A 15,143-nucleotide genomic window follows, 5' to 3' on the forward strand; every position below is an offset into this window, starting at 1 on the left:
TTGTGTCAATTCCAAGGAATGCAAAGAAATATAAAGGAATATATTAATAATGAAGATATTTATCTTACCTTCTTTTTTCTGTTGAACCCTAAAGTATTGAAGAGAACTCAGAGAAAAGAATGTGTTCAATAAATGATAAAGGAGAAAATATTATGACACAAGACGATTATATGTCTCAATCCGAGTTGCAATACAATGAGAGGAACTCACATTCTCAAGGAAATACCCTCTCAAGTCACATGAACCGCTATCCTATGGATACCCGTCATTCGCAAACAGTTGGAGAAAGAGGTCCCGTGGTATTACAGGACAACGTTTTGCACGAAAAACTGGAAACCTTTGTGCATTCTAAAATCCTCGAGCGACTAGTACATGTCAAAGGTTACGGCGCATTTGGATACTTTCAGACTATAAATTCGATGAGAAAATATACAAAGCTCTGCTTTTTGCAGACTCCCGGCCAGCAGGTGCCGGTGACGGTAAGGTTTTCATTTGCCGTAAGCGACAAGGGCACACCCGATACCACCCGCACTGCCCGCGGTTTTTCTACAAAGTTTTATACGAAAGAAGGTATATTTGATCTACTTTGCAATCATCTTCCTGTTCTTTTTGTGAGGGATGCCATGCGCTTTCCGGACGCAATCGCAGCTTTTTCGCCCTCGCCAGTAAATAACCTGACGTATCCGGAGCGGTTATGGAGCTTTATCGCTCGTGCCCCAGAAGCAACGCATTTCATCACCCGGGTGTTTTCTGACGCAGGCACGTTAAAAAGTTTCCGCCATATGCCAGGCTTTAGTGTGAATACGTATGTTTGGATAAATGCAGAAGGTGTGCGCCGCTATGTCAAATACCACTGGCTTCCTCTTGCCGGCGAACAGTATATCGACCGCCAAGAAGCAACTATGTTAGCCGCGAAAAATCCTAATATCGCCGGTCAAGATCTGTATGATACTATCGCGTCGGGAAAATCGGTTCAATATGAACTACGGGTACAGTTGATGGATCCGAGTGATGAATGCAAGCTGCCTTTTGACCCCCTCGACGACACCAAGGTGTGGGATGAACAACAATATCCTTTTATACCGGTTGGCCGGCTAGTACTCAATCAAAATCCAATGAACTTTATGGAACAAGTTGAGAAGCTCGCTTTTTCACCAGCCAACCTCCTGGAAGGCGTTGAGTTGTCTGACGACAAAATTTTGCAAGGTCGTGCGAATATCTACTGGGATGCGCAGCGTCGCCGACTTGGACCGGATTTCCGCAAGATACCTATCAACTATCAGATGAATTGGACACCGAATTCTCTGGTAACCAGCGGTAATGGCAGGTATGTAGAAGGATACCTGATGCGTTCGGGTCTGCCCGATCCAGATGATTTCACACAGGCTGGTCAGTACTACCGCTCGCTTTCCACTGTCCAGCAGAATCATCTAGTTGACAACCTCGCCTCCGACCTTGCAACCGTCTCCTTCGAAATACAAAGAATCGTGCTGGGGTACTTTCACAATGCCTCTGCTGAGCTAGGAGAACGGGTCGCACAGCAAATCTTGGTATATGCAAGGCGATAATATTTGCTACTTCTCAACAGATAACAAACCGCCCAGCTCAGCCCCTTGGTTTGGATGTTTTCTCATGCGTCACAGAGAATTTCAATCCATTTCCTATCATAGAGACGAAAAACTTATTACTAAGGAGAATTATAGGTGATGATACTTATGACATTTTTGAATTAAGAAAAGACCCCAGAATGAATTAATACACTGATACAATGCTGGATGAAAGCCAAGAAGAATAAAGTAAATAGAGTTGATGATGAAGGATACTACAACGACCGAATTTATCATATGTTTATATGTAGACTGGAAAAAATTAATCAATAGTACGCATTCTTCCTAAATACCGTAAAACTAACAAGTCCTACACTCTTGATTAAAAGAATGTAGGACTATTTATTGCTATAATAAAATTCCTTTATTTTATACAAACTATGAATGATACACACGAAACGATAGGAGATGTAACCATGTTAAACATTATATTATTCATTCTCATTGGATTAATTGCAGGAATTTTAAGTGGATTTCTTGGAGTAGGTGGTGGAGTAATTATAGTTCCATCACTTATCTATATTTGTGGATTTAGTCAATTAAAAGCACAGGGAACTTCTCTTGCTATTTTGTTGCCACCAGTAGGAATTCTAGCTTTCATCGAATATTACAAGAATGGCAATGTGGATATTAAGGCAGGTATAGTAATAGCTATTACCCTTATTTTAGGCTCCGCATTATCAAGTAGACTTGTTCAAAACATTTCTCCTATTTTATTAAGAAAAGGGTTTGCAGTCTTCATGATTGTAATATCTATCAAGATGTTTTTTAGCGAATAGATAATAAATTAGTTCGCAATGTTTTCTTAAATAAGGTGATATTATTGAAAAGTTATATAAGAATAGATGTACTTTTAACTATAGCTTGCGTTTTGTCGCTGGAGCGCAAGGAATATTCTTTATTTAATTATTCTTTATTTCCAAGAATAAGTTTTGCAAAAGCCTCATAGGAAGAATCCTTAATTACCTTTACATCCCTTAACTCTTCTGAAACAGCTCTAAAAAAACATGATGGAAGTTCACCAATATTTAGATTTTTTTTCATGCAAGGATTACAACCTTGATCGTGGTTAAGGGGGTGTAATTTACAACTGTAATTTTTACATGTACAAAACTCGGTATTCATCAAATAAACCTCCTTATGTATGCAGTACGAATTAGTTCAAGCTATCAAAGTAAATATAGCAGTTTATATACGGTTGTACAATAATAAGACAATAGATTGTCATGTTTTTTGTGGAAAAACTAACTAAAATACAATAACCAGATTAGAATCTCAAATTAAAATTTAAGATTAAGTGATAGACATTTATTCTTATTATGTATCTCTCTTGTTTTGTAAACTTAAATAAGCCTGTATCAACTTTCGAATACAGGCTCATATAGTATATCATATGTATTTTAGGATGATTTAAATGACTATTTTCCTTTTATCAAATCCACCATAGTTCGCTTTGGTTGACAAAATAATTCCTTAACACCTTCTCGAAATTGCTCGTGTGTGATGTGAGCCTCATGGGTCCCTATAATAATCTTAATGTCCGGAAAGCGCTCTTGTAACATTTTCTTATACTTTTCCTTATAAGGACATAAGGCTTCCATACAATATGAAAAGTGAATCGCATCAATCCTAAATTCCGCTAACGCACGTATTCGACCTAGCAACTTTTCAGGACCTGCTAAAGTTGGACATCCTGAGCAGTTAATAATTCCAATAAGGTCTAGCTTCTCATCATTTGAGTATTGACTAAATGCACCTTTTCTTTTTCTTAAATCGTTTAGGCAACTAACAGATGAACAACCTAAATCCTGAGTTGCGCTAGAACAAGTTAAAATTCCAATTCTCATCTTACCCCTCTCCCCTTACCTCGTTTTTATATCTTAAATATATATTTCTACATCTTAACCGAATTTCCTCTTAGGACTTTTAACTCTTATATTGTAAATAAATAGTCCTACACTCTTGTTTAAAAGAATGTAGGACTATTTATTTACAATTATTTTTCGATTTTTAGATTTTCATTGCCTGCCCATTCATAGAAGGATGCATCATAATTTTTAGCTTTATCGTAGCCCGCCATTCTTAGTACAAGAGCCATATGACCGGATCTAATACCTTTTGTGCAGTAAGTAACTATTTCGTCATTTTTATTAATTCCCTTTGAAGAGAATAGAGCCTCCAAATCTTTTTGACTCTTAAAAGTACCATCTGAATTAAATACTTCAGTCCAAGGAATATTTATCGCTCCTGGTAAATGTCCGCCTCTTTTTTCACCGTATTTTGTTGCTCCATTGTATTCGGAAACATCTCTTGTATCAATTATTTTGATTTTTCCAAGGTTAGCATTAATATAATCTGTAGTTGTATTTAAACTTTGATCCATTGATGCAATAGTAAAGTTTTTAGGTTCGGGAGTTGGTATATTAGCATCAGTTGGGTAGCCTTTTGCTTCCCAAGCATTCCATCCACCATTTAGTATTTTTACATTCTTAATTCCTGCCATTTTGAGTGTCCATGCGATTCTACCATCTTCACCCCAGGTTTTTTCTGGTGCACCGTTGTAAATAACAACTGGTTTTGAACCATCTATACCAAGTTTTCCAATAACTCCAGCAAGTTTAGTAGGTTCAAGTAATGTTCCCCATCCTTTGTCACCAGGTTTTTTAGCCTCCATATCCGTAAATGGCTGCCATGCAACATTTACGGCGCCTGTTACATGTTTAGCTTTATATGATTTTGCCTCTCTTGTATCAAGTACTACTACGTTGTTTAAATTGCTTTTTAGCCAGTCTGCATCGACTAGTAGATCAGGATGAGCATATGTAGGGCTAGAAGCCTGTTGTTCTTGCTTAGGCTGCTCCTGTGTCTTATCAGTTTGTTTTTGTGAGCACCCAGTTGCAAATAGAGAAATTGACATAACTAATGATGCAGCTAGCATTAATGTTTTCTTCATATTTATCCCCCTTTGTAACATTTTAAATTCCACTATAATAATAGCACAATTATATGCTCGTAATTATTTGAATGCTTAATAGTAAGATTAAGTAATATTAGAAAATGTAATGAAGGGTAATATTTGCTACGAAGCTTAATTTCATTTCCATAAGGCTTTATATTAATCTATAGCAATAGACTTGTAATTTATTATTTAAAGATTCCCTTAGATTTTGTATTTAATGATCCTGTAGAATACCAATGACACGATTTAAAATAAAGTATGATATAACAGGTAGTAGAGTTTTAAAACATACTATTTTATTAGGATTGTTTACAATATTGCTAGTATATGTGTTCAAAATATATTCCTATGTCTTAGCCGAATTTCCTCTTTATGGTGAGATTTATAGTATGAGATAATATTAATTGAAAAACTATATTAGAATAGCTGTACTTATAACTACAGCTTGTTTTTTTATCGCTGGAGCGCTTTGTGGAATATTATTTAAAGCAAAATAGAAGAGTCTGTATCTTAAGTAGATACAAGCTCTTTACTATAATAAAATTCCTTTATTTGTATTGGTAAAAACTATATAATTATATTAATGCATAAAGTCATATTTGTAAGAAAATACGAATTAACGGAATTTATTTTAGAGTTCCGTTAAAAAATGTTATATTATCAACACTATTCTTAAACTTAGCCTCTATTTTATATTATATGGGAAGGCGGAAAATGTTATGAAGAAATTATCTAAGAGAACTTATATTTTGATTGCAATTTGTATAACTATGCTTATATATTTTATAGGGATTTATAATTATGGAAAGCCAATTACCATACACAAAACATTTAGTAATGTAATTGTATTAAAATCAGGTACTGAAAAGATAGTAAAGGCTGAATTAAATGCTAAATTATATAGGGGAATATATCAGGGTTCAATAACTAGTATTAATCTTCATTTTACAAACCGAATAGAAGGAAACATTATAATAGATGGTAAGGAGTATAGATTTGATGGGTTTAATGGAGAATCTAAGCCTATCAATATAATAGGTTCTGTATATGAAAACAATCAAAATACTTCAGATGTTTTCTGGTTTAAAATGAATGATTTGGATTCCTTAGAATTACTAAGTGTTGATAAGTCTAGTTAAAAAATAGAAGAAAGCTTACATTTATGAGTGACGGAATGTTCTTTGACTGCGAAGTAAAAATTTTTTATAAAATCCGTATGCAAATAATAATTTGTATTAGATAGAAAAGTAGTAATTTGTAGGTGAGGTAAGAAACATGTACAAGATAATTAAAAAAGCTGATAATGGTTGGGAAGTGCATGAAGTTGTAGGAATTGATACGATTTCCCTTGTAAAGTACAGCGCAAATCATCATGACATAAATAAATTGATAGAAGCATTACGACTTTTATATAAAAGCAAAGTCGTAGAAGGTTCCATTGATATGAATCTGGCTATGCAAGATGAATATTTACAAGATTTATCAATCGGAGCGTATCAATTTATTATAAATTTAGATTTTTGGGAAACTTTTGTTTTTTATCCAAAGCAAAAAGAGGGAAATTTATATGTAATGAAAGTTTTTGATAAATTAGCGATAGATACTAATTGAAATTTCAATTTGCTGATGAGTGACAATAAAGATAAAAATCTTTATTGGAAAAATGATTAAAGGAATGGGCAAAATATACATGGATAAAGAAGAGATAAAAAATAAGCACCGGTTTTTACACCAGCGCTTGGTCGAATATATTATATAAGATTGGGTAACTTATATCATTATAACTTCCAATTATTACAAAAATATAACTAAATTGTTACATTTTTGTATATTTCAAACGAAATAAGCGCTAGTATTTCTACCAGCGCTTTAACAGTATGTTTTAAAGGGGACTGTTGATATATCCTATAAGTTTGGGTAACTTAGGATATTTATTATTATAAGCGCTAATTGTTACACAAATATGTAATTAATGTTAAAAAATTATATATTTTTAATTACTTGTAAAATAATAAGCACTAGTTTTTACACTAGTGCTTGGTCAAGTGTATTGTATCATAGGATTAGGGAATTTAGCCTACAAACTTATGATATCTTAGGACAATCATTATTATAACTTCTAATTATTACATAATTATAACCAAATTGTTACATTTTTATGTATTTTAAAGTAATAGAACTCAGATTTTTCCGAGTGATGAATATTAATATTTTTGTATAGTATATCAAATAATAAAATCATAGTTTCAAAATATTATTTAAGAGGAGCTGTTGTTATGAAGATTAGTGCAAGAAATCAGTTGCGTGGAAAAATTGTTGAGATTAAAGAAGGTGCTGTTAATGCCATAGTAATACTAGAAATTGGTGGTGGCGAAAAATTATCAGCTACTATTTCATTAGATGCTGTTAAAGAATTAAAGCTTTCTGTTGGAACAGAAGCTACAGCTGTTATTAAATCCACTTCTGTTATGGTAGCTACTGAGTAATTTAATATTTACATAAACATTTTTTTAAATATAAGCTAGATTGCTATTTCTAGCTTATCTAAATGACCTATTTTATAATGTTAAACGCCCTTAAGCTCATATTCTAAGAATATGAGCTTAATAAAACTATATAGCATTAAAATTAAACATTCAATAAACTACTCTGTAAGATTTAATGATCCTTCACTTTCTGTTATATAAGGTAATTTTTTAATGATCTTATATACATATTTAAAGGATGATTTTCCTTCTTGTGCAAAGCTCTCTTCATCTACCTTATTAAAAAATAACATGTTACACCAAAAATCAACGAAATCATCTTTATTTACAAAATAAGTGTTTTCGTTTTCTTTTACAACAAAACCACTATTATAATTTTCTATTATTTGTAGGTCTTTAACTTCATTATTTTCTAATATTGCACATACATCATCCCACATTTTTTTAAAGCGACCATCTTTATAACCTCCTAGGCTCAATGATTATAACATTCTCGTAATTAGTATATCATATATTACACAAAATTCATAGCACTTGTTAATAATGAAGCATAATAATGTATCACATTTTATTGAATTTTTATTAATAATTCGCCATTTTACAACAGAAAACGTTAACTTATCTTTTAATTTTATTACATAAGACTTTCTGCTGAAGATATTATTTCTTCTCCCTTTGCAGTAGTTTCTTGTATTGCATCAGAGATAGTTTCAATATCCGTAGCTATGTTTTTCATTTTTCCTGACAGCTTGTCTGATATCTCTAAAATTTTATCTATTAAATTTATCATTATCTCCTCATCTTGCTTGGTAGATATAGCAATACTTTTAGACTGTTCAGCTAGCTTTTTTACTTCTTCAGCAACTACTGCAAACCCCCTGCCTTCTTCACCTGCTCTAGCTGCTTCAATAGAAGCATTTAAGGAAAGTAAGCTTGTCTGTCCAGCTATATTTACAATTTCCTTAGAAGCATTAGAAAAATGTTCAACACTATTTTTTATTTCGTCTACGCCAGCTTTAAGGGAATTTGAAGTATTTACTATATCTTGTAGTTCTTCAGATATATTCTGAATTGCAGAAGCACTTTCTTCACTTCCTTTTGCTACTTCATCTATAGATAAGGCAATTTCTTTAACATATTTGCTTAGCTTTTCAGCATTTTCCTCTCTATTCTTGTTCATCAGTTCTATATTTTTTATAGCTTCTTGTACCTGTATATTTTTTTCTTCTAGCTCTTTATTTTCAATCTCAATAGCTTTTTTAATATAATACATACAGTTATCTTTTATGTTTATATTATTATAAATAGTTTTGGCCATATCCTTGCAATTATCATAACCACAGGCTGAGCAATTAAGTTCTCTATCACTGCTTGTATATTTTAGCATATCATTGAAAATAATATCATAGTCCGAGAAAGAAGGTTCTTTAATCTGATGAATATTCTCCTCGCTGTATTCTCTTATAAAATCATCAAGTTTTAAATTTTTATCAAAATAAATGTCTATAAATTGAACTCTTTTCTTAAACATGCTTTCCTTTTCTAAAAGCTTACTCTCTTTGAGTTTTAAAAACTTATGCTCTATGTCATAATCATCTAATCCTTCTACACAGGCAGTTCCTATATTGCATCCCTTAGAACAATTTAATATATCAACTACATTAGGGGTCTCTCTGCCTTTTTTAATATGTTCACTATATGTGTCTATATAATTTTTAAACTCATTATGACCTTCTACTTGCCTTATCCATAAATCCTTTCTTCTCGCTTCAATATTTGCTTTTAGTCCTCCTGGCATACTGTATATGCTTCCTAAACTGCTGGATACGTTTTCAAAATTTACCTCGCCGTAATTTCTTATATCTACATTGTTTTCTTTTATATATTCATTTAGCCTTTTATATGTAACATTATAATTTATAATGTTTTTTGTATTTTTATCATTAATTTCAACTAACTTCCCTATACATGGAGAAAGAAATGCTATAGAATCTGTTACATTTCTATACTTCCTTAAATAAATAGCAGTACACATAACAGGACTTTGTATAGGTGCTAAATATTCTATTAAATTCTGCTTATATTTCTCAATATATTTAACTACTACAGGACATGGCTGTGCAATTAATGACTTAACATTATTTTCTTTAATATATTTTAAGTATGCCCATGTAGTTATATCTGCGCCAAAGGACACGTCATATATGACCTTAGCTCCTAAATGCTTTAAATATCCAAATAGTCTTTTGTAATCAGAAAAGTTTGCACGTATTGCTGGGGCTGCTATTATACTTATAGATTTCCCACTGGCTAAATCTTTAAAAAATCTTTCAGTATCATCTTCAAAATATCTAGCATCATGCTGACATACTTCTATGCACTTACCACAACCTATACATCTTTCCTCATCAATAACTACTCTATTTTCTTTGTTTTCCCCCAAGAACAAATATTTGCACCAAGTATAGGACATGCTCTTATGCACTTATTGCAGCCTGTACACTTTTCCTTTACAGTCTTTATTGGACTTACACTATTCATAAAAATACTCCCCTTTTACTTTAAACATAATAACCTAAAACCCAATTATTTTATTTACACAAAATTATATCATCATTTGCTATATTACTCCATTAACTTATTTCTTTTTAATTACTAGTGTATTTTATGGTGGCAATCGAATAAAAAAAATAGGTACAAAATTAATTGTACCTTCGAAAGGGGGATATTTTAATGGCTCTAAATCTATATACGTAACAAAACCATTTTTTATTTTTTATCAAGTAATAAATGTTTTCTCTTGATATTTATTATTATACTCTTTTTTCATTATATTTCAAGTATTAAATTTCGACATTAATATGTTTAATATAAAGTTAAATATACATCATATAGCTTCAAAAATAAAAAAATAAGAGAAGATAACTTTATACCTCCTCTACTGCTTTACTTACAAATCATCCAACACTAAAATATCAAATTTTCTTTCTATAACCATTTTTAAAAGTTATACTTATTGTAAGTTGATATAAATAACATCTCCAATATATTTATATCCTTTGTCACTAGGATGACCAGTATTTGTTCCACTACCACCGGAATAATCGTTGGCTGCCATTCCAAATAACCCCTGTTTTTGTGCAGCAGTATAATCTTCAAAAAACGCTTTGTAAATATCGATAATACCGGTGTTATAAGTATCTGCTATTTCATACATCGATGTTACATAGGCAGGCCAATTTTTTGTCCATGAATCAGCAGGTTTTTGATTTGGTACTATACACACATTACTACCTCTTCCCTGCCAATAGGTTACTAATCCTATCATATTTGCTTTATAGTCTTCAACAGGAATGTGGTTTGCTGCTTCATTAAGACCAAAAGACAAAAGCACTAAATCTGGCGCTTGTAAGGTATCCCAACTTCTTTTCTGCAAAGGCGCATTAAAATAACTTGCCCCTTTACTAGAAATTGCTATTTTATCTACTTCAATTCCTGTTGTATTTGATGAAGCAATTGCACCTTCTATAAAAATATTTGAGGATGTGTTAGGAGTTATTGCTAATGTATGAGTAGTGTTACTTAAACCTGAATAAGAAGCTTTATGTGAGAAACTTGCTTCTTTATCTAAACAATTTATAGTACCTACTTCTTTATCATCTATTGTTACTGTTGCCGTACCTCCACCTATTGCCTTAGAGTGTAATAAATCTAAATCTGTTCCAGTAAAAACTAAAGTTGCAGATGAAGTATTTTTATTAGAAGTTGCAAAACAACCACCAAAACCACCGACATTAGAAGTCACAGTATTAAGAGCACCAGAAACACTCCACCCCTTTCCTAATGTCCATCTAGGCTTAGTACCAGGTGGTAAGGCACCTTCGTAGATACTAATAAAGCCTTCTCCTGCATTACCATATTGATTTTGTAAGGATGATTTCATTACACCAACCCAAGACTTATTCACCTCGTCACTGGAATATTCTCCCCTTGTATTAGACTCACCTATACAATATATTTTTACTTTCTGGATACTTGTATTTTTTAATGCATTTTTATATTTCAACAGACTTTTATCTATATTATATCCATATTTTTTATAAGGTGATTGCTCTTGAGTCGCTTTCGGTGGTGTTTTAATGTTCTTTGATAGATTATTTTTCTTTGATAAACTTACAAAAATCATCACACAAGATACAGCTACAGCAGAAATAATTATTACTGATCTTCCTCTCATGTTCATACTCCTTTATAGATTTTTTATGTTTTTCTTTCTCCTTTGCTTTAAGTTCATATACTTTAATATTTGTAAAACTCCTACATTACATACATCATGAAGTATAGTTTGTCTATTTAATTTCCTGATCTATAATGTTTAATAATTTCATCATTATCTTTTCATCATATATTTTTATTTATCTTTAGTTTTCTCTACAAATTCATTACAGGGCATTCCTATAGACTTGGAAACAATTATAGAGGGAACTTGTTTAGATTTAATTCCATACAATTTACATCCATAGGGGAACTGTATATCCCATGTAATATAATAATATTTACAATTGTGACACTGTACTTTTTTTCCTTCCATTACCTACTACCTTTCCCTATTACTCTAATATATCTCAGGTCTAATCCCATTAATATTCACAAATGTTTATAAAAAAAGTAGGATTTCTCCTACTTCAACCTTAATAAATCTTAAATTTTACATTTTATAACTTAAATTATTCATTTTGAATTGCATTTACTTTTTGTAAATAATCATTAGCAACTCTTTTACACTCTTCAACTTGAGCCACTAATTGCTGTTCAAATACTGTTTTCTTTTTTAATAAATCTGCTTTACTTGTACTATTTTCTGGCAGTGCATTAGCTTCTTGTGCTAACTGATCTGCTTTCTGTCGTAATTCATTTATTTTTTCACTATATGCAGCTAACTCTATTTGTTCTTGCTGATACAAAGCCTGAATTCTTGCTTCCTTATTTGCTCCACTATTTGAATTAGTATTTGGGTTAGTATTTGCATTACTATTTGAATCAGTACTTTGACTATTATTTGATTCAGCACTTGTATTATTGCTTGAACTAGTGCTTTGGCTACTTTTTAATTCAGTACTTGCATTATTACTTGAGCTATTAGAGCTTGTATTGATATTTCCAGCTGCACTAGATACATTACTTGTATTTACTTTAGTATTTTTTTGTACATTTTTTTGTGTTGTATAACTATAATTCTTTTTATTACTACTTATGTTATTGCTGGTCGTGCCATCATAGCCATTAACAACTGGATCATTTATATTAATATTAGAAACTTGTGCCAATATTTTTTTCTCTTCTTCAGTAAAACCATCAAAAGCATTACCCTCGGCATCTTTAAATGGTGTACTTTCTTCTTTATCTCCAGTAACACTTTTTTCATTAGTTTTAACACTCTTTGATAAAAATACTTTTAAACTTTTTGCAACTAATATTTGATTCTTAACCTCATTATCATCCTTTATCTGCAAAGCTTCACTATATGATGCTATAGCTGCATCATAATTACCTATTTTAAATTTATTGTTGCCAGAATTAACCAAATCATTAAATTTTTTAGCCTTTATTACCTTATAACCTCCAAATACAGAGCCTAAAAATAATATACTTACTACTCCAGCCATTATTTTTAACTTTTTACTTTTTTCCATATATGATCTTTACCTTTCTGTATTGTATTATATCAATCACTTATACACAAGTATACCAAAAAATGAAATAATCGTAAATAACCCTTTAGCATTCTATAGATAACTTGTTAATTCATCTAATTTGCCTTTACTAATAAATCACTGTTTTCTAACACAACAATATCAAATTTTCTTTCTATGCCATTTTTGAAAGTTATGTTTATACAGTTACCATCAATTGATACTATTTTCCCTTTTCCAAAGGCTTTATGTACAACATACTCTCCAGTTTTGTAGTCTCCACTAAAGCTTTTTTCCTCTTTTAAATCTTCCTTATATCCTATTCCACTCTCATTTATAAACCTTGATATTTCCTTGCTTTTACCCTTTAATACTCTAGTTGAAAACATATTTAAGTTTTTTATAGCTCTAGTTGCAGCAACATAAAAAAGCCTTCTTTCTTCTTCTATGTTCCCAGGTATGCTGTTTATATGAGGATTTACCCCTTCATTACAGTTAACAATAAATACATTGTCAAACTCCATACCTTTTACGCCGTGAATTGTACTTAAAATAACAGCATCTTCATTTTGAGATTTTTTATTTACCTGTTCCTTTATTTCATCTACATGAACTAAAAATGAGGTTATACTGTTAAAGTCTTCAGCAGCTTCTTTAAAGCCTTCTATTATATCTTTTAGTTCTTCAAAATCATTTTTCATTTTTTGACTATATTCATATATGTAATCCAAATACCCTAAATCATTAACTATAAAATTTATGGCGTCTCTTAAGAACATTCTTTTCAATCTAAGTACATTATTCTCTAATTTATCCATGGCCTTAATTTGAAATATAGGAATATCCTCTATATTTTTCAATGTTTCAAAGCAGCTTTCCTTTATTATGTTTCTCCTTACCTTTTCAATATTCACTTTGCTAATGTATCTAAAAGGCTTATTTATTATTCTTATAAAGCTTTCTTTATCAGTAATATCAATACTCAATTTTAAGTACGCTAATATATCTTTACATATGAAATTATCAAAAAAATCGTATTCTTTATCAAGAAGTTTAAATGGAATGTTCTTTTTTAAAAAAGTATCTATTAAACTTCTGCTTTCTAAATTAGTTCTGAACAAAACTGCATTGTTCCTGTATTCCTCATCATTTTTCTCTACTAATTCTTCAATAATTTCTCCAATTTTTATTGATTGACTTTTTTCATCTTCAAAATTAAAAAAGTTTATTTTTCCTTTTTCTTTTTTGTTTGCTTCTATCTCTTTAAAATTTCTAGTTTTATTATTCTCTATAAGCGTCTTGGATAAATGAACAATATTCTCTTTACTTCTATAGTTCATTCTTAAAAATATCTTCTTTCCATCATCAAAATACTTATCAAAATCCACCATACAATCTGGCCTTGAGCCTCTAAAACCATATATACATTGATCCTCATCACCTACTGCAAAAATAGAATTACCCCTGCCAAGCATTTGCAGCAATTCTATTTGAAGTGCATCGGAATCTTGAAATTCGTCTATAAGTATATATTTAAATAGTCTTTTGTAAGAAGAAAAAAGCTCCGGTTTATTTAAGAATAACTTTTTAGCATTGATTTGAAGATCATCAAAATCCATAAACTTATTTTCAGCTTTAAAATTCTCATAAGCATTAAAGCACTCTATAAAAATACTTTTATCTATCTTAGGCTTATAATATTCCATACATTCTCCACTATTCTTAAAAAGAGATATGTCATTTAAAACCTCTTTAACTTTTTCGTCACCTACAGAATCTAAATAAGATATTAAGATTCCATTGACTAGTCTAAAGGCATCACTGCTTTTTATTATATTTATATTACCTATATGTCTGCTCAATATTTTATAAAAAAGCGCATGAAAAGTTCCGAAAAAAGGAGCTTTGCTATTATTAGTTAATTTTAGATATCTATTCTTCATATTTAAGGCTGCTGCCCTTGTAAATGTTATTACTATCATATTATCTGGATTTACTTTTCTATCTCTTATAAGATGAGCAGCTCTATTTATAATTACCGTCGTTTTTCCTGCTGTATCATTATTTAAATATTCCCTCATATGTTCTAAGTCCTCTGTCTTCAATGAATTAGGAACATAATCAGTATTATATACAGGACCAAATGTACATAAGTAGTCTAGTCTATTTATTATAACAGTCGTTTTTCCTGACCCAGGACATGCAATAATTACACAATTATTAGAATTATTAAAAACTGCTTTTCTTTGCATTTCATCAAGATGTTGATATCGTTTTTCAATAATCTTATCTCTTAAGTAACAAAACTCTTTTTTTAATGTTTCTTCTAGCATTATTTGTCCACCTAAATTCTACTTTCTCTATATACTAACCACTTATAAAATAAATAGTCTTTCCT

At 30.9% G+C, this 15,143-nt stretch carries 15 protein-coding genes; 5 read left to right on the forward strand and 10 right to left on the reverse strand.

Annotation, left to right across the window (positions count from 1 at the left end):
* The first annotated feature begins 152 nt into the window (after positions 1 to 152).
* Both RCG18_RS25075 and RCG18_RS25080 read left to right on the forward strand, forming a co-directional pair.
* Positions 153 to 1,568 carry a catalase gene (locus tag RCG18_RS25075; protein ID WP_308038698.1) on the forward strand — a complete coding sequence of 472 codons (1,416 nt, stop codon included), beginning with the start codon at positions 153 to 155 and terminating at the stop codon, positions 1,566 to 1,568.
* 419 nt (positions 1,569 to 1,987) lie between these two features.
* Positions 1,988 to 2,386, forward strand: a complete 399-nt coding sequence (locus RCG18_RS25080; RefSeq protein WP_374118978.1) for a sulfite exporter TauE/SafE family protein — start codon at positions 1,988 to 1,990, stop codon at positions 2,384 to 2,386.
* Between the two features lie 127 nt (positions 2,387 to 2,513).
* On the opposite strand, the gene RCG18_RS25085 is transcribed toward RCG18_RS25080, so the two are convergent.
* The 3 genes from RCG18_RS25085 to RCG18_RS25095 form a co-directional block, all read right to left on the reverse strand.
* Complete coding sequence (locus RCG18_RS25085; RefSeq protein WP_308038700.1) at positions 2,514 to 2,732, reverse strand: DUF6485 family protein; 219 nt, start codon at positions 2,730 to 2,732, stop codon at positions 2,514 to 2,516.
* Between the two features lie 293 nt (positions 2,733 to 3,025).
* Entirely contained in the window at positions 3,026 to 3,454 is a 429-nt protein-coding gene (locus tag RCG18_RS25090) for a CGGC domain-containing protein (RefSeq protein WP_308038701.1), read from the reverse strand.
* Positions 3,455 to 3,603: 149 nt separating this feature from the next.
* Complete coding sequence (locus tag RCG18_RS25095) at positions 3,604 to 4,560, reverse strand: sulfurtransferase (RefSeq protein WP_308038702.1); 957 nt, start codon at positions 4,558 to 4,560, stop codon at positions 3,604 to 3,606.
* 725 nt (positions 4,561 to 5,285) lie between these two features.
* On the opposite strand from RCG18_RS25095, the gene RCG18_RS25100 reads away from it, so the two are divergent.
* The 3 genes from RCG18_RS25100 to RCG18_RS25110 all read left to right on the forward strand — a co-directional run bounded on the left by RCG18_RS25100 (position 5,286) and on the right by RCG18_RS25110 (position 7,052).
* Positions 5,286 to 5,705: a hypothetical protein gene (locus tag RCG18_RS25100; RefSeq protein WP_308038703.1), complete on the forward strand. Its 420-nt coding sequence runs from the start codon at positions 5,286 to 5,288 to the stop codon at positions 5,703 to 5,705.
* A gap of 136 nt (positions 5,706 to 5,841) precedes the next feature.
* Entirely contained in the window at positions 5,842 to 6,177 is a 336-nt protein-coding gene (locus RCG18_RS25105; RefSeq protein ID WP_308038704.1) for a hypothetical protein, read from the forward strand.
* Positions 6,178 to 6,842: 665 nt separating this feature from the next.
* On the forward strand, positions 6,843 to 7,052 hold the full coding sequence (locus tag RCG18_RS25110; RefSeq protein ID WP_308038705.1) for a TOBE domain-containing protein: 210 nt from the start codon (positions 6,843 to 6,845) through the stop codon (positions 7,050 to 7,052).
* Between the two features lie 158 nt (positions 7,053 to 7,210).
* Here RCG18_RS25110 and RCG18_RS25115 read toward each other — a convergent pair whose 3' ends face one another.
* From RCG18_RS25115 to RCG18_RS25145, 7 genes are all read right to left on the reverse strand, one after another.
* Positions 7,211 to 7,492, reverse strand: a complete 282-nt coding sequence (locus RCG18_RS25115) for a hypothetical protein (RefSeq protein ID WP_308038706.1) — start codon at positions 7,490 to 7,492, stop codon at positions 7,211 to 7,213.
* Positions 7,493 to 7,686: 194 nt separating this feature from the next.
* Positions 7,687 to 9,495: a [Fe-Fe] hydrogenase large subunit C-terminal domain-containing protein gene (locus tag RCG18_RS25120; protein WP_308038707.1), complete on the reverse strand. Its 1,809-nt coding sequence runs from the start codon at positions 9,493 to 9,495 to the stop codon at positions 7,687 to 7,689.
* A complete protein-coding gene (locus RCG18_RS25125; protein ID WP_308038708.1) occupies positions 9,468 to 9,593 on the reverse strand; it encodes a 4Fe-4S binding protein in 126 nt (41 codons plus the stop codon). Before RCG18_RS25125 ends, RCG18_RS25120 begins: the two co-directional genes overlap by 28 nt.
* Before the next feature lie 472 nt (positions 9,594 to 10,065).
* Positions 10,066 to 11,289, reverse strand: a complete 1,224-nt coding sequence (locus tag RCG18_RS25130; RefSeq protein WP_308038709.1) for an SGNH/GDSL hydrolase family protein — start codon at positions 11,287 to 11,289, stop codon at positions 10,066 to 10,068.
* A 174-nt stretch (positions 11,290 to 11,463) separates the two neighbouring features.
* Entirely contained in the window at positions 11,464 to 11,643 is a 180-nt protein-coding gene (locus RCG18_RS25135; RefSeq protein WP_308038710.1) for a uracil-DNA glycosylase, read from the reverse strand.
* A 136-nt stretch (positions 11,644 to 11,779) separates the two neighbouring features.
* Positions 11,780 to 12,745, reverse strand: coding sequence for a hypothetical protein (locus RCG18_RS25140; RefSeq protein WP_308038711.1), 966 nt, complete (start codon positions 12,743 to 12,745; stop codon positions 11,780 to 11,782).
* Positions 12,746 to 12,861: 116 nt separating this feature from the next.
* Entirely contained in the window at positions 12,862 to 15,078 is a 2,217-nt protein-coding gene (locus tag RCG18_RS25145; protein ID WP_308038712.1) for an ATP-dependent helicase, read from the reverse strand.
* Positions 15,079 to 15,143: the final 65 nt, after the last annotated feature.

The organism is Clostridium sp. OS1-26 (assembly GCF_030915445.1).
Lineage (GTDB): Bacteria > Bacillota > Clostridia > Clostridiales > Clostridiaceae > Clostridium_AM.